We start from the raw sequence: 19,121 nt of genomic DNA, 5'->3' as shown, positions 1-19,121 counted from the left end.
CCCGATCAGATGACGTCGAGCGCGAGCGACAGGCCCGAGAGGAAAGCGTCTTCGACGCGGTGGCCGGTGCACCAGTCGCCGGCCACGCCGATGCGGGCCTTGCTGTCCCAGAGGTGCGTCGTGCCCACGGGCACCTGCGTCTGCGCTTCGTTCCAGCACAGGGCCTGGGCGTGCGCGGGCGTGGCATGGATGCCGGTGATCTCGGCGAAGGCGCGCAGCAGCTTGGCTTCGACGCGCGCGGGCGTGTCGCGCAGGTGCTCTTGCGACCACGTGGCGCTGGCCTGCAGCGTCCAGCGCTCGATGGGCTCGCGGCCGGGCTTGGACGATTCGCGCGCCAGCCACGCCACGCGGTGGTGGGTGCTGCGGGCTGCATTCCATTGCGGGCCAAGGTGCGACATGGTGGGCTGGTTGGCCTGGGGGTAGGCGACCATCAGCGTCCAGCAGGGCGCGATGCGCACGGGCTCGATCTTGCGGCTGAGCGTGGCCGAGAGCTTGCCGTCGCCCAGCAGCGCGCGGGTGCGTGCGGGCGGCACGGCGAGCAGCACGGCGTCGAAGCCGGAATACACGTGTTGCGAATCGTCGGCGCCCGCGGTGCGCAGTTGCCAGCGCTTCGCATCGAGCGCATCGGGCTCGATCTGCGTGACCTGCGTGCCGGTAATGAGGCTGTCGCCCAGCGGCTTGGCCCAGTGGGCGGCCAGCGCGTCCATGCCGGGCTGCGCCACCCAGTGGGGCTCGAGCGAGGGCAGGGCCGCCTCGGCCACGCGGCCGTGGGCGTCGAGCACGCGCACGAGGTTGGCGCTCCAGCGCTTGCACAGGCCGGGCGTGCTTTCGAGCGCCAGCGCAAAGCGCGGGTCGCGCACGGTGAAGTATTGCGCGCCGCTGTCGAAGCGGCCGAAGGCGGTGTCGATGCTCGCCATGCGCCCGCCGGCTGTGGCCTCGCGTTCGAACAGCGTGACCTTGTGGCCGGCCTGCACCAGCGTTCGTGCACAAGCCACCCCGGCGATGCCGGCGCCGATGACGGCGAAATTGCGCGGCGCGCGCGGGGTGGCCGGGGTTCGGTGACGGTCGGCGGCCTTGGCCGGCTTCTTTGCAGTTGCGCGAGTGCTCATGACGAACTCTTTTCTTCTGGATGGAATGCGGTTGGATGTGTCTGCACTCTACATCGGTCCGAGAGCCGCTTCGCCTGAGGACACACCCTTAGCGGCGCTGCGCGAATCCTCGGCAATACTCGTCAACCCCTCATCGACCCCGATGCCGCTCGAGCAGCGCACGCCGCGTGCCTTCATGCTCGAACTGCGCCAGCCACCATTCGAGCGCCCGCCCCGGCTTGCCCGCGCTGCGCACGCGCCATGCGCAATGCATCGTTCCCATTGGCGGCATGCGCTCGGTCTTCAGCTCGACCAGATGCCCGGCCTCGATGTAGGGCCGCGCCATCGGCTCAGGCAGAAAGCCGCCACCCAGTCCGTGCAATTGCGCCGCGATCTTGGCCTGCATGCTCGGCACGGTGAGCACGTCCTGCCCGCCCATGAGGTTCACCGTCATGCTTGGTCCGTGCCGCGCCGAATCGGCCGCGGCCACCGCGCGGTGCTGCCGCATCACCGCGTCGCTCAGCGGCTGGGCCAGGCGCGCCAGCGGATGGTGGGGCGCCACCGCATAGACGAAGCGCAGCTCGCCGATCGGCCGGGTACGGATGCCCGTGGCGGTGAGTGCCAGGCTCGCGGCATCGAGCACCGCGCCGATGGCCAGGTCGGCCTCGCCGCTGGTCAGCGCCTCGATGGTGCCCAGCAGCGTCTCGTCGCGCAGCTTGAGCCGCGTGGGCGGCTCCAGCGCGAAGAAGGCTGTGGCCAGGTCGAGCAGCGGGTCGCGCGCGATCACGCTGTCGACCGCGATGGTCAGCATCGGCTCCCAGCCGGTGGCCACACGCTTTACGCGGTTGGCCACTGCGTCGATCTCGTTGAGCAGCCGGTCGGCCTCGCGCAGCAGCTCGGCGCCGGCCTCGGTCACCTTGGCCTGGCGGGCGCTGCGGTCGAACAGCAGCACGTCGAGCGCGTCCTCGATCTGGCGCACCCGGTAGCTCAGCGCGCTGGGCACGAGGTCGAGGGCGCGGGCGGCGGCGGCAAAGCTGCCGGTGCTGGCCACGGTCTGGAGCATGGAGAGGGCGTCGGGGGTCAGCACGTCACGGGGGCTGGGCATGGCGGCTCCATTGATCAAATTATTTGAATGGTGCCATCAAACTGCGGCGTCTTTCCGAATGGGGTGTGGACCTAAAGTTCTTTACATCCGCTGCGCATCCGGCGCGGCATACGAAAAAGGCCCGCACACCCCCACAGGGCAGGGCCGAAGGAGTTCGACGATGTTGCAAGTCCGTAAATCACAGGAACGCGGTTATGCCGACCATGGCTGGCTGCGCTCGTTCCACAGCTTTTCTTTCGCCAACTATTACGACCCGGAGCACATGGGCTTCGGCAACCTGCGGGTGATCAACGAAGACCGCGTGGCGGCGGGCGCCGGTTTCGGCACCCACGGCCACAAGGACATGGAGATCATCAGCTACGTGCTTTCGGGCGAGCTGGCGCACAAGGACAGCATGGGCAACGTGGAAAGCATTCCACCCGGCGACGTGCAGCGCATGAGCGCGGGCCGCGGCGTGATGCACAGCGAGTTCAACCACAAGGCCGACGAGACCACGCACTTCCTGCAGATCTGGATCCAGCCGAACGTGCGCGGCATCGAGCCCGGCTACGAGCAGAAGAAGTTCAGCGACGCCGAGAAGCGCGGCAAGCTGCGCCTCGTGGCCTCGCCCGACGGCACCGGTGGCTCGGTGACGGTGCATGCCGATGCGCGCCTGTTTGCCGGCCTGCTCGATGGCGAAGAAAAAGCCAGCCTGGCTCTCGACCCGAAGCGCAAGAGCTACGTGCACCTGGTGCGCGGTGAGCTCGAAGTGAACGGCCAGAAGCTCGTGGGCGGTGACGCCGCGATGCTGGAAGGCGAATCGCAACTGACGCTGGGCGCCGGCAAGGACGCCGAAGTGCTGGTGTTCGACCTGGCCGCCTGATCCCCCTTGCCGGGCGCTTGCCGCCCGGCTTCTCTTTTTCCTTTTCCCTTTTCAATTTCAACAACCGAGGAGTTTTTCAATCATGGCAACTACAACCACTGCACCCAATTCGGCACAAGACACGCTGGCCCTGATCGGCCGCATCCTGATCGCCTACCTGTTCATTCCCGCCGGCATCGGCAAGCTCATGGGCTTCGGCGGCACCGTTGGCTACATCACGTCCGTCGGCCTGCCGCTGCCCGAAGTGGGTGCGGCCATTGCGATCATCGTCGAGCTGGGTCTCGGCATCGCGCTGCTGCTGGGTTTCAAGACGCGCTGGACCGCGATCGTGATGGCAATCTTCACCGTGGCGACCGCGCTGTTCTTCCACAAGTACTGGTCCGCACCCGACGCCATGAAAATGATGCAGCAGATCAACTTCAACAAGAACATCGCCATTGCAGGCGGCCTGCTTGCCCTCGCAGGCTTCGGTGCCGGCCGCTTCAGCATCGACAAGCGCTGATCGCAACACCTCACCCACTCAGGAGCACCCAAACATGGCAAACATCGTCGTCGTCTTCCATTCCGGCTACGGCCACACCCAGCGCGTGGCGCAAACCGTGGCGGACGGCGCGGGCGCCCAGCTGCTCGCCATCGACGCGGACGGCAACCTGCCCGAAGGCGGCTGGGAGCTGCTGGCCGAGGCCGACGCCATCGTCTTCGGCTCGCCGACCTACATGGGCGGCGTGAGCTGGCAGTTCAAGAAGTTCGCCGATGCGTCGTCGAAGGTCTGGTACACGCAGGGCTGGAAGGACAAGCTCTTCGCCGGCTTCACCAACAGCGCCACCATGAACGGCGACAAGGTCACGACCATGACCTACCTGTGGACGCTCGCGATGCAGCACAGCGGCATCTGGGTCAGCATGGGCATCCTGCCGAGCAACAGCAAGGCCGCCACGCGCGACTCGATGAACTACGTGGGCGGCTACGGCGGCCTGCTGACGCAATCGCCGTCCGATGCGAGCCCGGCCGAAATGCTGAAAGGCGACTTCGACACCGCCCGGGCATTCGGCGAACGCATTGCCACAGTGGCAAGATTGCGCGAATAACCGGCAACCCGCCACCCCACGGAGAACACGATGACCGACACCGCCCCCGAGACCCAACTGCTCAAGCCGCACGACAAGGACCTCGGCGGTGGCTTCAAGGTGCGGCGCCTGCTGCCCGCGGCGCAGCGCCGCTCGGTCGGCCCCTTCGTGTTCTTCGACCATTTCGGCCCGGCCACCGAGCAGCCGGGCAGCGAGCACGACGTGCGGCCGCATCCGCACATCGGCCTCTCGACGGTCACGTACCTCTTCAAGGGCGCGATGATGCATCGCGACAGCCTGGGCAGCGTGCAGGAGATTCTTCCCGGCGCCATCAACTGGATGACCGCCGGCAAGGGCATCGTGCACTCCGAGCGCAAGCCCGATCGCCTCAAGGCCGACACCTACGTGAACCACGGCCTGCAGCTGTGGGCCGCGCTGCCGCAGGCGCATGAAGAAACCGAACCCAGCTTCGAGCACACGCCGGCCGATGCGATTCCTGAGCTAGTGGAGCAGGGCGTGGCGGTGCGCGTGCTGGTGGGCGAAGCCTTCGGCGCCCGCTCGCCGGTCAAGACGCTTTCGCAGACCGTGTACCTCGACATCGCCTTGCCTGCAGGCGGGCGCTTCGAATTGCCTGCGCTCGCATCCGAGCTGGCCATCTACGCAGTCGATGCCGATGTCAGCGTGAATGGCGAGCCGGTCGAAGCGCACACCATGGCCGTGCTGCCCGACGGGCAAGGCGCGGTGCTCACGGCGAGCGCCGCCGCACGCCTGATGGTGATCGGCGGCGAGCCGCTCGACGGCCCGCGCTACATCACCTGGAACTTCGTATCGAGCCGGCGCGAGCGCATCCTCGAGGCCGGCTCCGATTGGGCCGCCCAGCGCATGGGCCACGTGCCCGGCGAGACCGAATTCATTCCGCTGCCCGGCAAGCCCTTTGGCGTGCGCGAACCCGATACGGGCACCACGCCGGTTTAAAGCGAGCTGCACTGCGTCGGCGTGACGCTAGTTGCGCGAGCAGTACGGATGACGCCCGAGATATATGCCTGCCGGGCGTTTGCCCGGTGGGCATTTCTCATTGCGGCGGCTGCAAACTACTTCGCACTCTCGTCGGCTTTGTCTGCCGCCTGACGGCGGGCAACCATTGTTTGCAATGGTGCTGGGCCCGCACGCCCCAGACTGACGAAACGATCACTCGCTCAGCTCCAGCTCCTCGCTGACCCTGCCGAACAACTTCGGCGGCATTCATATGCGCGCGCTCAAAGTACGTGTGATCTGAAAAAATTTTGGCATCGATCATTTCCTCTTGGAATATGAGGGCCGGATTATTTGAATTGGATTTTTAAACGGAAGAAGTGAGTATGGCAAAACTGATTTCAGCGACTTACCATCCGAACATCGAGGTCGCCGAATTTATTTGTGAAGACGGCCGGCATTTGCTCAGGCACGGCGGAACGTTGCCCTGGCGAATCAATAATCCGGGAGATCTGACTGCTCGGATGGTGGATGGAATACCTTCTCCGAAAAAAGCCAAAGGCTATGTGGGCTTCGCTACAACTAGATCCGGGAGAACATTTCTTATCTTTCCAGATGAGGAGACCGGACGCATGGAGTTGAAGGCGAATTTGAAGAGAATGCACGGAGACCGGACAATTTCGGAGGCAATTCCTGCTTACGCACCCAAGAAAGAAAACAATACTCAAAAATATATAGATGATCTGCTGAAAATCAGCAGTATTCCGGGAGATAAGAAGATTCGTGACTGCAGTGATGCCGAGTTGATCAAAATAATGAATGGCATCGCAGAAATAGAGGGCTATCACGCCAAACCGGAAACTCGAAAGGAAACCTGGGTTGAAGTAAGCCGGATCAATGCAACCAATGGCATCCAGCCTCTGAAGGATACGGAAATAATAATAGAGATGGGTGGCAAGGAGGAAAGAATAAAATCCGATGTGACGGGGCGCTTTCCTCCAGTGATTCATCCTGCGGACAAATCAGCAGTGCATGTCAAAGTGGTCAACCCAAAGACCAATGAAGTGGTGAAAATTGGAGAGATTCAGGGCGAAACAGGAAGGGACTTCAATCTCTTGTCGAGAACCAGAAAATGGAAAGGCGTGGCGGGCTCTGAAAAGATAAATAATTCCAAAACAGAAATCAAAAGACCAATGCGCTATGTAGTTCAGCCTGGAGACAATCTGGGGAAAATTTCAAAATTTTATCGAACCACCATTGCCAAAATCAAGGCTGAAAACAATCGACTTGGCGACAAGATTTTTCCCGGTGAAGTACTGCTGATTCACGGGGGCGGGGAGGAAAGGTCAACCGGCGGCGCGCGGCCGTCGAAATCCAGCCTGACAGGAGCAACTCAGGCCCCACGTCCCGCTCCTCCTTTGATACCCCCGATTCCTTCCAGCACAGAGCCGTCGGACTCAGTGCGATCCAAAGAGGGAGCAGGTAAAGTTTTGGCTCTTATAAATCCGATGCCGGGGCGAGCCCCTTGGATGCCAATTGCCATTGCGGAAGCCAAACTCAGGCGTGGAAAAGTGGAGCAACTGATAGAAAAAGAGATCAACTATCACGCAGAAATCAAGGACGGTTCAATATCCATGTCCGATCGGGCTTGGTGCGCGGCTTTTGTGAACTGGTGCTTGTCAAAGGCGAACTACCCTATTGAAAATGCGGGCTATGCGGACCGCAAGGCCACAATGGGGCGCGCGCACGGGTTTTATGAAATGAATGAGAGATTGAAAATCAGAAACCCTTTATTTGTCGAGCTGGAAGAGCCAATATATGGAGCTATTGCCATGGTCAAGAATAGCAAGACCGGACATGGAAGCCATGTGGGCTTTGTCTATGCTAAAAGCGGATCCAAAAATTTGATATTGCTGGGCGGCAATCAAGGAGATCAGATAAATTTCTCTCCTTTTAGGATCGATCCAGTTGAACCGCACGAAGAAAAAAGAAAGGATGGGAAGATCGTCAAAATAAAAGGCCGGCCTAATCGTTTGAATTTTTTTGTTCCAGTCGCTTATTACGAGCAAGCAAAAAAAGATCTTTCCAGTCCGGGAATCGAACAAGCTGATGCGGCCGAGATAAACAAGGAAATGGGAATCGAAGGAGTGGAGATTGACAAAAATAACTCTCCAAGGACCACGTAGCATGAAAAAATATCGAAATCTTGTCGAAAAATCGGTGGACTGGTGTCGATTGCTTGCCGGCGTGTTCCTTCTGCTTTTTATACCCTCTGCGGCTACGGCTGGGGCGGCAAATGGTCCTTATGTTGTGTGGGTGAATCTTGATAAATCTTCCGGCGGAAAAAGAATTGACAAAATAATAAAAAATTTCGCCAATAAAAAATCAACCGATTGTGATGGGCAATGGCTGAGAGGGCCTCTGTTATATATGGAGAAGCGGCCCAGGCTCATCACTGATGATTTGATTGATGATGTTTTTCTAAAGAAGAGTTCGAGTCAAATGAGGAGTCTGAATTTGGCATTGAAAAATTATAAAGATGATGGGATGATGAATTCACTCGGACTGGATGGAGTCATCATTTATGCAAATCGAGGAAATGCCCGGATGATGAGCTTGACAACCGGTAAAAGAAAAATCGAAACGGTGACGTTTGAGGCGGACCGCTCCCTGCCGGAGGCCGCGGATATCGAGGCCGCGTTTTGTGCACTCTTGCCCCCCATCACACGACGTCCATGAATCGGGAGTCGACCCCGCGTGGGACGCAGTGCGACTACACCGCTTAAGGCAACGTCCGCCCCAATGAAAAATGCCCCGCTCGTGCGGGGCATTGCGGTCTGGATTTCCTCCTATTGGATTTCCATTGAGTCAGGTGGTCTCACTTACCTCCGCCCCCCATCGAGGCAGCCTCAGCAGGCGGCGTCCCCTCTGGCAGCTTCGGCAACTCGACCATGCCTTTGCGACCGCCACGGCCGCGCCAGGCCGAGTAGCCCACGCCCAGCAGCAGCAGCACGCACAGCCCGATGAAGGTGCCGCTGATCGGCCGTGTCACGAACACCGACATGTCGCCGCGCGAGAGCAGCAGCGCGCGGCGGAAGTTCTCTTCCACCATCGGCCCGAGCACGAAGCCCAGCAAGATCGGCGCGACCGAGAATTCCAGCGACATCAGCAGGGCGCCGACGATGCCGAACACCAGCACTTCCCAGATCTGGAACAGGCTGTTCTGCGTGCTGTACACACCCGTCGCAATGAAGAACATCGCGGCCGGGAACAGGTACTTGTAGGGCACCTTCAGCAGCTTCACCCACACGCCGATGAGCGGCACGTTCAGGATCACGAGGATCACGTTGCCGATCCAGAACGAAGCGATCAGGCCCCAGAAGATGTCCGGATGCTCGGTAATGAGCTGCGGGCCGGGCTGGATGCCCTGGATCAGCAGCGCACCCAGGATCAGCGCCATCACCGCGTCGCCCGGAATGCCCAGGCTCATCGTCGGGATGAAGTCGACCTGCGTCTTCGAGTGGGCCGAGGCCTCGGGGCCGGCCACGCCTTCGATCATGCCGGTGCCGAACTTGTTCGGCGTCTTCGACACCTTGCGCTCCAGCGCGTAGGCGATGAAGGTGGTGATGGTCGGGCCCGTGCCGGGCATTGCGCCGAACACCGTGCCGACGATGGTGCCGCGGATCATCGCGGGGAAGGCGCGCTTGAGCTCTTCCTTGCTCGGGCGCATGTCGCTGAGCTTGAGCGTGCCGGTGTCGCCGATGGTCTTCATGCGGTTCACGTTGAGCAGGAAGTCGGCCACGCCGAACAGGCCCATCGAGATCGCCACCAGTTCGAGGCCGTCGCTCAGCTCGGGCAGGCCGAACGCGAAGCGGAAGCTGCCGCTGTTCACGTCGGTGCCGACCACGCCGCACAGCAGGCCGAACAGCGTCATGGCCACGCCCTTGAGCGGCGAGCCGCGCGACATGGTGGAGCCGGCGAGCAGGCCCAGCAGCATGATCGAGAAGATCTCGGTCGGGCCGAACTTGAACGCGATCTGCACCAGCAGGGGCGAGGCGAAGATCATCACGATGATGCCGACCGACGCCGCGAAGAACGAGGCGATCATCGTCACCCCTAGCGCGACGCCCCCTTTGCCCTGCTTGGTCATCGGGTACCCGTCCAGACAGGTCACCGCATGCGGCGGGTGCGACGGCATGTTCATCAGGATGGCGCCGATGGCGCCGCCGTACTGCGAGCCGTAGAAGATGCCGGCCAGCATCAGGATGGCGGGCACCGGATGCATCACGTAGGTGAGCGGCAGCAGGATCGAGATGGCCTGCAGCGCGCCCATGCCCGGCAGCACGCCGATCAGGTTGCCCACCAGCACGCCGAAGAAGGACCACATCAGGTTCGAGCCCTGGAAGGCCACGCCGAAGCCGAACCAGAGGTCGTGGAGCGATTGACCGATCATGGTGTCAGCCTCCCCACTGGAACAGGGGCAGCTGCAGCTTGAGCGCCCACCAGAAGATCACCACCGCGATGAAGCACATCGCCAGCGACAGCAGCAGCGCCTCGGTCAGCGTGTTGTCTCGGTCGCCGAGCGCCGAGATGAACACGATGGCGAAGGTGGCCGGCAGCAGGCCGCCGTACTCGCCGAACAGCAGGAACGCGAGGATGCCCAGGATGATGCAGATGCCGCCGCGAATGTCGGGCATGCCGCCCGGATGGCCGTGCGACGCGGCTTCTTCGCTTGCGCCTTCAGCTTGCTTGTCACCGCGCGCGGAGACAGCGATCAGCAGCCCCGTGAGCGCCAGCAGCGCGCCGAGCGCGACCGGGAAGAAGCCCGGCCCCATGTGCGCAAGCTCGCCGACGCGGTAGCCGATGCCGGCATAGACGGCGGCCAGTCCGATGACGATCAGCAGGGCGCCGCCGTAGTAATCTTTTTTGAATTTTGAAGCGGGCCGAAGCGCGTGCGAGGCCGGATCTTCACCGAGCTGGTGCTGCATTGAGTCTCCTTCGATTGGAAGGAGCGCAGTCTAGGAATCGAGGCTTTCAATCGCCTTTCGGAGCAGGCGCAAACGGCCCGGCGACCCGCAAAATACGTGTAATCACGTACCGGTGTATCGGGTGAAACCCTTGCAAAAAAGGGCCTCAGAAGGCGCGCAGCGGCAGCCTGAGGATCGCGCGCAGTCCGCCGCCGTTGGGGCTCTCGGGCATGTCGGCGTTGCCCAGTTCGATCTCGCCGCCGTTGCGCCGCGCATAGCTGCGCGCAATGGTGAGGCCGAGGCCCGCGCCCTGTGTTGCAACGGCAGCCACGGATGGGTCGCGATGGAAGCGCTCGAACACGCTGTCGCGCCTTTCGGGTGCGATGCCCGGTCCGCTGTCGCACACCTCGGCCAGCGCATATGAGGCCTCGCGCCGCACGGTCACGGTGATATTGCCGCCGCGCGGCGTGTACTTGATGGCGTTGTGCACAAGGTTGGCAAGCACCTCGTGCAGCTCGGCGGCGTTGGCTGCCACGGGCAGCACGGGTGAGTCGTCTTCATCGCCGGCTTCGTCGGTGCCGTCCGTGTCTTCTCCGTCGTCGCCCGCGGTGGCGATGCGTTCGGCGGCGCCGTCGCCGCGCGCATCGACCCAGCCCAGGTCCTGGTCGTTCTCGCGCGCCAGCGGCAGGTATTGCAGCACCACCTCGCGCGCGATGGCGTTGAGGTCGACCACCGTGGGCTCGGCAGGGGCGACTTCGTCTTCGGTGGTGGCATGGGCCAGCGCCAGCAGTTGTTCGCTGAGGCGGCGCGTTCGCGCGAGCTGCCCGACGATGGCATGCAGCGACTCGCGCATGCGCGCCGGATCGGTCTCGCGCACCGCGTAGCCGGCCTGTATCGACAGGATGCTCAGCGGCGTGCGCAGCTGATGCGAGGCATCGGCCAGGAACTGCGATTGCTCGGCCACCATGCGCCGATGGCCCGCGATGTGGTGGTTCACCGCGTCCACCAGCGGCGCGACCTCCTGCGGCACGCCGCTGGCGTCGAGCGGCGTCAGGTCGTCGCGCGATCGCTCGCGCAGCGAGCTGCGCAGGCGCTCCAGCGGGCGCAGCGTCCACGCCACGCCGAGCCACACCAGCAGCGCCATCACCAGCACCATGCGCGTGTCGCGCAGCAGCTCCTGGCGCAGCGACTCGGCCTGGGCCTCGGTGCGCGGGCCGGTGCCCTCGGCCGCCTGGATCAGCACGCTGTAGGCCGCGCCGGGGTGGACGTTGTCGTACACCGTCTGCCGCAGCGCGGCCACGCGCACCGGGTGCTGCTCGTGCACCGCGTCGTAGAACACCGGCGTGCCGTCGGGCGGTTGCTGTGCCGGGCGGGGCAGGCCGGGCACGCCCATGAGCGTGGTCTCGGGCGAATTCACGTCGAGTGTTTCGCCCTTGGGAATGCGCTGCACGCCGACGTGCAGGTACTTGTAGCGCAGGTGCGTGGACTCGAACATCGCCTGAATCGAGAACGGCTCCTGCACGCGCACGCTGCCGTCGCTCGCCACCACGATGCCGTTGGCCAGCGCCTGCACGGGTTCGAGCAGGCTCTGGTCGTAGGCGACCACGAGCGAATCGGTCAGGGCCTTGTAGTCGTTCCAGCTGTCGAGCGCCAGCAGCGCGACGATGCCAGGCAGCAGCAGCGCGAGCAGCCGCGCGCGGATGCCGAAGCGCTGGGGCTGCGGCTCAGTCGTCTTCGCCGGGGAGTTCGGGTTGGGCTGGGGCTGAGGATCCATCGGCAATGCTCTCCAGCATGTAGCCCAGGCCGCGCACGGTGACGATGCGCACGTCGCTGTCCGCGAGCTTGCGCCGCAGCCGGTGCAGCACCACCTCGATGGCGTCGGGGCCGGCCGTGCTGTCGTTGGTGAACACCTTGGCGAAAAGCTGCGACTTGCCGACCGGCGCGCCGCTGCGCATCAGCAAGGCGGTGAGCGCGGCCTGCTCGCGCGGCGTGAGCGACAGCAGCGTGCCGCGCAGCGTGAAGGCGTGGCTCTGGCTGTCGTACGAGAGCGAGGCGCACTGCAGGCGCGGGTGCTGCTTGCCGCGGCTGCGGCGCACCAGGGCCGACAGGCGGGCTTCGAGTTCGACCAGTTCGAAAGGCTTGGTGAGGAAATCGTCGGCGCCGAGGTTCAGGCCGCGTACGCGGTCTTGCAGGGCGCCTTGCGCCGTGAGGATCAGCACCGGCGTGCGGTCGTCGGCATTGCGCATGTCGGCCAGCACGCTCAGGCCGTGCTTGTCGGGCAGGCGCAGGTCGAGCACGATGGCGTCGTATTCGGTGCCGGCCATGAAGGCTTCGGCGGTGCGCGCGTCGGGCGCGTGGTCGGCAACGAAGCCGCTTTGCGTGAGCGCGCGGATCAGCCACGAGGCCATGTCCAGTTCGTCTTCCACCAGGAGGATGCGCATGGGAGGCCTGTCGTGCGTGGGGCTTGTTGCCGTTACTGCTTGATAGCGAGGTCGGGGTCTTCCGAGGCGCGGGCGCTAGCGCGTGCCGAGCGCGCGCTCAGGTCGGGTGCCAGGGCCTCGCGGCCATCGAACACGAAGCAGTCGCCCTTGTAGTGCGCGCCGCCGACCTGCTCGAAATACTTGAGGATGCCGCCTTCGAGCTGGAGCACGTGCTCCACGCCTTCTTCGCGCATCAGGATCGCGGCCTTCTCGCAGCGGATGCCGCCGGTGCAGAAGCTCACGACCGTCTTGCCCTTGAACTCGTCGCGGTGCGCTTTCAGGGCGGGTGGGAATTCGGTGAACTTGCCGATGCGCCAGTCGATGGCGCCTTCGAAACTGCCGTGATCGACCTCGAAGGCATTGCGTGTGTCGAGCAGGGCGATTTCGCGGCCCTCGTCGTCGTGGCCCTGGTCGAGCCAGCGCTTGAGCGTGGGGGCGTCCACGCCGGGTGCCCGGCCCGCGGCGGGCTGGATGGCCGGATGGTCCATGCGGATGATCTCGCGCTTGAGCTTCACCAGCATGCGGCGAAAGGGCTGAGCGGCGGACCAGCTTTCCTTGGCCTCGAGGTCGGCAAAGCGGGCGTCGGCACGCAAATGGGCAAGAAAGGCCCGCACCCCGTCGGCGCTACCGGCCAGGAACAGGTTGATGCCCTCGGGCGCCAGCAGGATGGTGCCCATGAGGCCCAGGGCCTGCGTGCGGGCGCGCAGGTCTTCGCGCAGCACGGGGCTGTCGTCTATGGCCACGAACTTGTAGGCCGCGATATTCAGAATCTCTTGCACGGGGCGCGATTGTAGGGATTGCCAACCCACATCGTGGAGTGGCAGTTTCTACAATGGCCGGATGTTTGTTCACCTGCGCCTGCACACCGAATTTTCCGTCGTCGACGGCACCAACCGGATCGACGAAGTCATCAAGGCCGCCGCTGCCGACAAGCAGCCCGCGCTGGCCATCACCGACCTGAACAACCTGTTCGGGGCGGTCAAGTTCTACAAGCAGGGCCGCGGCAAGGGCGTCAAGCCCATCATCGGTGCGGAAGTCTTCGTGGAAGGGCTGGGCAAGGAGCCCGGCGTGCTCACCCGCATCGTGCTGCTGGTGCAGAACATTGAAGGCTATCTGCACCTATCCGAACTGCTGGCGCGGGCGTGGACGCAGAACGTGGGCCGGGGCCAGTCGCAGGCGGCCTGCAAGCTGGAATGGCTCGAAGAGCTCGCGGGCGGGCTGATTGCGCTCTCGGGCGCGCAGGCCGGGCCGCTGGGGCAGCCGCTGCTGCAGGGGCAGGGCGAGCGCGCGGCCGAGCTGGCATTGCGGCTGGCGGGGATTTTTCCGCACCGCTTCTACATCGAGCTGCAGCGCGCAGGCCGGCCCGAGGATGAGCCGCACGTCATCGCCGCTGTGCAGCTGGCGGCCCGGCTGCACCTGCCGGTGGTCGCCACGCATCCCGTGCAGTTCGCCGCCCGCGAAGACTACGAAGCGCACGAGGCGCGCGTGTGCATTTCCGAAGGCGAAATTCTCGGCAACCCGCGCCGGGTGCGCCGGTTCACCGAAGAGCAGTATTTCAAGTCGACCGCCGAAATGCAGGCGCTGTTCGCCGACGTGCCGAGCGCGCTGGCCAACACGGTCGAGATCGCCAAGCGTTGCAACCTGACGCTGGTGCTGGGCAAGCCGCAGCTGCCCGACTTTCCGACGCCCTTCGTCAGCGAAGGCGTGCGCATGCCGATCGATGACTTCTTCCGCCAGGAGTCGTTCGAAGGCCTGGAGGTGCGCCTGAAGCACCTCTACCCCGACGAGGCCAAGCGCGAGGCCGAGCGCCCGCGCTACGTGGAGCGGCTGGAGTTCGAGATCAACACGATCCTGAACATGGGGTTCCCCGGCTACTTCCTGATCGTGGGTGACTTCATCCAGTGGGCCAAAGCCAACGGCTGCCCGGTGGGCCCGGGCCGGGGCTCGGGCGCGGGCTCGCTGGTGGCCTATGCGCTGAAGATCACCGACCTGGACCCGCTCGAATACAAGCTGCTGTTCGAACGTTTCCTGAACCCCGAGCGTGTCTCGATGCCCGACTTCGACATCGACTTCTGCCAGGGCAACCGCGACCGCGTGATCGACTACGTGAAGGACAAGTACGGCCGCAACGCCGTGAGCCAGATCGCCACCTTCGGAACCATGGCCGCGCGCGCGGCCATCCGCGACGTGGGCCGCGTGCTGGACATGAGCTACATGTTCTGCGACGGCATCAGCAAGCTGATTCCGAACAAGCCCGGCATGTCGGTCACGCTGCAGTACCCGCCCGAGAAGAAGATCGAGGGCGACAAGAACAACTACGCCATCGAGATGGAGCCGCAGCTGGCGGAGCGCATCGAGAAGGAAGAAGAAGTTCGCATGCTGGTCGAGCTCGCGCAGAAGCTCGAGGGCATGACCCGAAACATCGGCATGCACGCCGGTGGTGTGCTCATCGCGCCGGGCAAGCTCACCGACTTCTGCCCGCTCTACCAGCAGCCCGGCAGCGAATCGGCCGTGAGCCAGTACGACAAGGACGACGTCGAAGCCATCGGCCTCGTGAAGTTCGACTTCTTGGGCCTCGCCACGCTCACCATCCTGGAGATTGCGCGCGAGTTCATCATGAAGCGCCACAAGGGCCAGGAGAACTTCGCGTTCGAGAACATCCCGCTGAACGACGCGGCCACCTACCGGCTGTTCTCCGACGGCAAGACGGAAGCCGTGTTCCAGTTTGAATCTCGCGGCATGCAGGGCATGCTGAAAGATGCGCGCCCGACGCGCCTGGAAGACCTGATTGCGCTGAACGCGCTGTATCGCCCGGGCCCGATGGACCTGATTCCCAGCTTCGTGGCGCGCAAGCACGGCCGCGAGACGGTGGAGTACCCACACCCGGCCGTGGCCGAGATGCTCTCCGAGACCTACGGGATCATGGTCTACCAGGAGCAGGTGATGCAGACCGCGCAGATCCTGGGCGGCTACTCGCTCGGCGGCGCCGACCTGCTGCGCCGTGCAATGGGCAAGAAGAAGCTCGAGGAGATGGCCGAGCACCGCGAGAAATTCCGCGCGGGCGCCCTTGCAACGCACGGCATCGTCCAGGACAAGGCCGACGAAATCTTCGACTTGATGGAGAAGTTCGCGGGCTACGGCTTCAACAAGTCGCACGCTGCCGCCTACTCGCTGCTGGCGTACCACACGGGCTGGCTCAAGGTCCACTACACGGCCGAGTTCTTCTGCGCCAATATGACCGTGGAAATGGACGACACGGACAAGCTCAAGCTGCTGTTCGAAGACGCCCAGAAAAACTTCGGCATCACCTTCGAGCCGCCGGACGTGAACCGCGGCAACTACCGTTTCGAGCCGGTCACCAACAAGATCATTCGCTACGGCCTGGGGGCAGTGAAGGGCACGGGCCAGCTCGCGGTCGAGGCCGTGGTGCGGGCGCGCGAAGAGGGCGGGCCGTTCAAGAGCCTGTTCGACTTCTGCGTACGCATCGACCGCCAGCGCATCAACAAGCGCACGGTCGAAGCGCTGATCAAGGCCGGCGCCTTTGACGCCATTCAGCAGAACCGCGCGTCGCTGATCGCCTCGCTCGACCGCGCCTTCGAATTTGCGAATGCCACCGCGGCCAATGCATCGCAGGTCGACATCTTCGGCGACGCCGAGCACGGCTCGGCCACCGCCGAGCCCGACCTCGTCGACGCCACGCCCTGGGGCGTGAAGGAGCGGCTGACGCTCGAGAAAACAGCCGTCGGCTTCTACCTCTCGGGCCACCTGTTCGACGAGGTTTCGCACGAGGTGCGGCGCTTCTGCAAGCGCGAGATCGGCGACCTGCTCGACAGCCGCGACCAGCAGGTCATTGCCGGCATCGTGAGCGACTTCCGCGTGATCAACGGCCAGCGCGGCCGGCTGGCGATCTTCAAGCTCGACGACAAGTCGGACTCGATCGACGCCACCGCCGACGAGGCGACCATCAACGCCAACCGCAACACGCTGAAAGACGACGAACTGGTCATCGTCAGCGGCCGGCTACAGCCCGCGCGCGGCGGCTTCGAGGCGCGCTTCCAGGTGCAGCAGGTGTGGGACCTTGCCACGGCGCGCTGCCGCTTCGGCAAGTTCCTGCGCGTGGCGGTGAACGGCAAGGCGCCCGACATCGCACGCCTGCTGAAAGACTTTCCGCCGCGCACCGAGCAGACCGAGGTCGGCGACCTGATCCAGGGCTTGCCGGTGCGTCTGTCGATGGCGCGCGGCGGCGCGCAGGTCGAGCTGCAACTGGGCGAGCGCGCCAAGTTCTTCCCGACCGATGCTGCGCTGGCCAGCTGGACCGCGCAGGCGGAAGCGGGCAAGGCGCTGATCGTCTACGACTGATCTGATCGCGCGCTGCAAGAGCGCGACAAGTGCTTGGGTGGCGTGGGCCCTTTGACGGGCCCGCTACGATCCTTTCTGCTTTTTCCAATCAGCAGTTCAAGGAGGAACTCGCCATGAAGAAATCATCCCTCGTCCTCGCATTGGCCCTGGCGTTGCCCTTTGCCGCATCCGCCCAGTACGCCGGCCCCAGCACCGTGCCGACGATGAGCGTCAAGCAACTGCTCGACACCGGAAAGGATGATCAGCACGCCACGCTGCGCGGCTTCATCGTGTCGCATGACGGCGGCGAGCACTACACCTTTGCCGACGACACCGGCCGCATGAAAGTGGAGATCGACGCCAAGCATTTCCCGGCCGGCGTGAAGATCGACGACAAGGTGCGCGTCGAGATATCCGGGGAGTTCGACAAGGACCTGGTCGGCAACAAGGCCGAGCTCGACGTGAAGCGGCTCAGCGTAGTGCGCTGAACCGGGTTCGCGGGCTCAGTGCGCCATTGGCGCCACGGCGAGGTCGGGCACCACATTCATGATGCGCAGCGTCTGCTGCACAACCTGGCTGAACACAGGTGCCGCCACCAGCCCGCCGAAGTACTTGCCCGCGCTGGGTTCGTCGACCATCACCGCGACGATGATGCGCGGCTTGTCGATGGGCGACATGCCGGTGTACCAGGCGCGGTACTTGTTGCTGGCGTAGCCCTTGCCGACCTGCTTGTGCGCGGTGCCGGTCTTGCCACCCACCGAATAGCCCACGGTCTGTGCCAGCGGCGCGGTGCCGCCGGGCGCGGCAGCCATGTGCATCATCTGGCGCACCTCGCTTGCGACCAGCGGCGAAAACACCTGCACGCCGGCCGGCTCCTCGCCCATGTTCTTCAGCAGGCTCACCGGGATCACCTCGCCGTTGTGCGCGAAGGCGGTGTACGCATGCGCGATCTGGAACAGCGAGGCCGAGAGGCCGTAGCCGTACGACATGGTGGCCTGCTCGATGGGGCGCCACGACTTCCACGGCCGCAGCCGGCCTGTTACCGCGCCGGGGAAGGGCGTCTGCGGCTTCTGCCCGAGGCCCACGGCCGTGAGCGAGTTCCACATCTCCTGCGCCGTCATGCGCTGCGAGATCTTGGTGGCGCCCACGTTGCTCGACTTCTGGATCACGCCCTCGACCGTCAGCACGCCGAAATTCTCGTCGTCGTGGATGGTCGCGCCCGACACGGTGATGCGCCCGGGGTTGGTGTCGATGATGGTCTTGGGGGTGACTCGGCCCAGCTGCAGCGCGGTGGCGATGGTGATCGGCTTCATCGTCGATCCCGGCTCGAACACGTCGGTCATCGCGCGGTTGCGCAGCTGCTCGCCGGTGAGGTTGCGGCGGTCGTTGGGGTCGTAGCTCGGGTAGTTGGCCATGGCCAGCAGCTCGCCCGTCTGCGCATCGACCACCACCACGCTGCCGGCACGCGCCTTGTTGGCGACGACGGCGTCGCGGATCTTCTCGTAGGCCACGAACTGCACGCGATCGTCGATGCTCAGCTGGATATCGTGGCCCTCGGTCGGCGGCACCTGGTCCTCGGTGTCCTCGACGATGTGGCCCAGCCGGTCCTTGAGGACGTGGCGCGAGCCGGACTTGCCAGCCAGCTCCTGGTTGAAGGCCAGCTCCACGCCTTCCTGCCCGATGTCTTCCACGTTGGTGAAGCCGGCCAGGTGCGCCGCCGCCTCGCCCTCGGGATACTGGCGACGGTAGTCGCGGCGCAGGTAGATGCCCTTGATGTTGAGCGCCGCAACCTCCTTGGCAACCGGCTGGTCGACCTGGCGCTTGAGCCATACGAAGGTCTTGTCCTCGTCCTCCAGCTTCTTGTCGAAGTCCTTCTGCGGCATGCCGAGCAGCTTGGCGGCCTGCTTGAGCTTGGCCTGTACCTCGGGGTCGTCGCGCTCGATGTCCTCGGGAATGGCCCAGATGCTGGGCGCCGGAATGTCGGAGGCCAGGATCAGCCCGTTGCGGTCGAGGATGCGGCCCCGGTTGGCCGGCAGCTCCAGTGTGCGCTGGTAGCGCACCTCGCCCTGATGTTGAAAGAAGTCGTTGTTGAAGATCTGGACATAGGCGGCCCGACCTGCCAGCAGCACGAAGCCGAAGGCGATGCTGGCCACGATGAATTTGCTGCGCCACACGGGGGTGGGGCTGGCGAGCAGCGGACTGCTGCCGTAGCGGATGCGGCCGTTGGGATTCATCTTGTGCG

At 64.1% G+C, this 19,121-nt stretch carries 15 protein-coding genes and 1 pseudogene; 8 read left to right on the top strand and 8 right to left on the bottom strand.

The window, feature by feature from the left end; all coding sequences use genetic code 11:
* Nucleotides 1-5: 5 nt before the first annotated feature.
* Both ACZYSP_RS04750 and ACZYSP_RS04745 read right to left on the bottom strand, forming a co-directional pair.
* The gene (locus ACZYSP_RS04750; RefSeq protein ID WP_093073629.1) at nucleotides 6-1,109 is read right to left on the bottom strand and encodes an NAD(P)/FAD-dependent oxidoreductase; all 1,104 of its coding nucleotides are present in this window, start codon (nucleotides 1,107-1,109) and stop codon (nucleotides 6-8) included.
* A gap of 130 nt (nucleotides 1,110-1,239) precedes the next feature.
* The gene (locus tag ACZYSP_RS04745; protein WP_093176006.1) at nucleotides 1,240-2,193 is read right to left on the bottom strand and encodes a LysR family transcriptional regulator; all 954 of its coding nucleotides are present in this window, start codon (nucleotides 2,191-2,193) and stop codon (nucleotides 1,240-1,242) included.
* Nucleotides 2,194-2,353: 160 nt separating this feature from the next.
* Here ACZYSP_RS04745 and ACZYSP_RS04740 point away from each other — a divergent pair, with 160 nt between their 5' ends.
* From ACZYSP_RS04740 to ACZYSP_RS04715, 6 genes and pseudogenes are all read left to right on the top strand, one after another.
* Nucleotides 2,354-3,055: a pirin family protein gene (locus ACZYSP_RS04740; RefSeq protein ID WP_489012990.1), complete on the top strand. Its 702-nt coding sequence runs from the start codon at nucleotides 2,354-2,356 to the stop codon at nucleotides 3,053-3,055.
* A gap of 34 nt (nucleotides 3,056-3,089) precedes the next feature.
* A pseudogene (locus ACZYSP_RS04735) lies at nucleotides 3,090-3,557 on the top strand (DoxX family protein); the annotation flags it as partial.
* A gap of 34 nt (nucleotides 3,558-3,591) precedes the next feature.
* Entirely contained in the window at nucleotides 3,592-4,143 is a 552-nt protein-coding gene (locus ACZYSP_RS04730; protein ID WP_489012988.1) for a flavodoxin family protein, read from the top strand.
* Nucleotides 4,144-4,173: 30 nt separating this feature from the next.
* Nucleotides 4,174-5,097: a pirin family protein gene (locus ACZYSP_RS04725; protein ID WP_093055912.1), complete on the top strand. Its 924-nt coding sequence runs from the start codon at nucleotides 4,174-4,176 to the stop codon at nucleotides 5,095-5,097.
* A gap of 383 nt (nucleotides 5,098-5,480) precedes the next feature.
* A complete protein-coding gene (locus tag ACZYSP_RS04720) occupies nucleotides 5,481-7,280 on the top strand; it encodes a LysM peptidoglycan-binding domain-containing protein (protein WP_489012985.1) in 1,800 nt (599 codons plus the stop codon).
* A 1-nt stretch (nucleotide 7,281) separates the two neighbouring features.
* On the top strand, nucleotides 7,282-7,833 hold the full coding sequence (locus ACZYSP_RS04715; protein ID WP_143062551.1) for a hypothetical protein: 552 nt from the start codon (nucleotides 7,282-7,284) through the stop codon (nucleotides 7,831-7,833).
* 139 nt (nucleotides 7,834-7,972) lie between these two features.
* Here the strand turns inward: ACZYSP_RS04715 and ACZYSP_RS04710 are convergent, their stop codons facing one another.
* The 5 genes from ACZYSP_RS04710 to ACZYSP_RS04690 all read right to left on the bottom strand — a co-directional run bounded on the left by ACZYSP_RS04710 (nucleotide 7,973) and on the right by ACZYSP_RS04690 (nucleotide 13,320).
* Nucleotides 7,973-9,547 (bottom strand): tripartite tricarboxylate transporter permease, encoded by a 1,575-nt coding sequence (locus tag ACZYSP_RS04710; protein ID WP_093073637.1) that lies wholly within the window; start codon nucleotides 9,545-9,547, stop codon nucleotides 7,973-7,975.
* Between the two features lie 4 nt (nucleotides 9,548-9,551).
* Entirely contained in the window at nucleotides 9,552-10,082 is a 531-nt protein-coding gene (locus tag ACZYSP_RS04705; RefSeq protein WP_176928806.1) for a tripartite tricarboxylate transporter TctB family protein, read from the bottom strand.
* A gap of 145 nt (nucleotides 10,083-10,227) precedes the next feature.
* Nucleotides 10,228-11,835 (bottom strand): sensor histidine kinase, encoded by a 1,608-nt coding sequence (locus ACZYSP_RS04700; RefSeq protein ID WP_093073639.1) that lies wholly within the window; start codon nucleotides 11,833-11,835, stop codon nucleotides 10,228-10,230.
* Nucleotides 11,786-12,502 (bottom strand): response regulator, encoded by a 717-nt coding sequence (locus ACZYSP_RS04695; protein ID WP_093073641.1) that lies wholly within the window; start codon nucleotides 12,500-12,502, stop codon nucleotides 11,786-11,788. The genes ACZYSP_RS04700 and ACZYSP_RS04695 overlap by 50 nt, the downstream gene beginning before the upstream one ends.
* A 32-nt stretch (nucleotides 12,503-12,534) precedes the next feature.
* Nucleotides 12,535-13,320: a sulfurtransferase gene (locus tag ACZYSP_RS04690; RefSeq protein WP_093073643.1), complete on the bottom strand. Its 786-nt coding sequence runs from the start codon at nucleotides 13,318-13,320 to the stop codon at nucleotides 12,535-12,537.
* A 61-nt stretch (nucleotides 13,321-13,381) separates the two neighbouring features.
* Between ACZYSP_RS04690 and dnaE the strand changes: the two genes are divergently transcribed.
* Nucleotides 13,382-16,900 carry a DNA polymerase III subunit alpha gene (gene dnaE / locus ACZYSP_RS04685; RefSeq protein WP_093055922.1) on the top strand — a complete coding sequence of 1,173 codons (3,519 nt, stop codon included), beginning with the start codon at nucleotides 13,382-13,384 and terminating at the stop codon, nucleotides 16,898-16,900.
* Between the two features lie 113 nt (nucleotides 16,901-17,013).
* The gene (locus tag ACZYSP_RS04680; RefSeq protein WP_093055924.1) at nucleotides 17,014-17,367 is read left to right on the top strand and encodes a YgiW/YdeI family stress tolerance OB fold protein; all 354 of its coding nucleotides are present in this window, start codon (nucleotides 17,014-17,016) and stop codon (nucleotides 17,365-17,367) included.
* Between the two features lie 15 nt (nucleotides 17,368-17,382).
* Here the strand turns inward: ACZYSP_RS04680 and ACZYSP_RS04675 are convergent, their stop codons facing one another.
* Nucleotides 17,383-19,113: a peptidoglycan D,D-transpeptidase FtsI family protein gene (locus ACZYSP_RS04675; RefSeq protein ID WP_093055926.1), complete on the bottom strand. Its 1,731-nt coding sequence runs from the start codon at nucleotides 19,111-19,113 to the stop codon at nucleotides 17,383-17,385.
* Between the last annotated feature and the right edge of the window lie 8 nt (nucleotides 19,114-19,121).

Source organism: Variovorax sp. F042, assembly GCF_057814215.1.
This window is presented reverse-complemented; position numbering and strand designations above follow the sequence as displayed.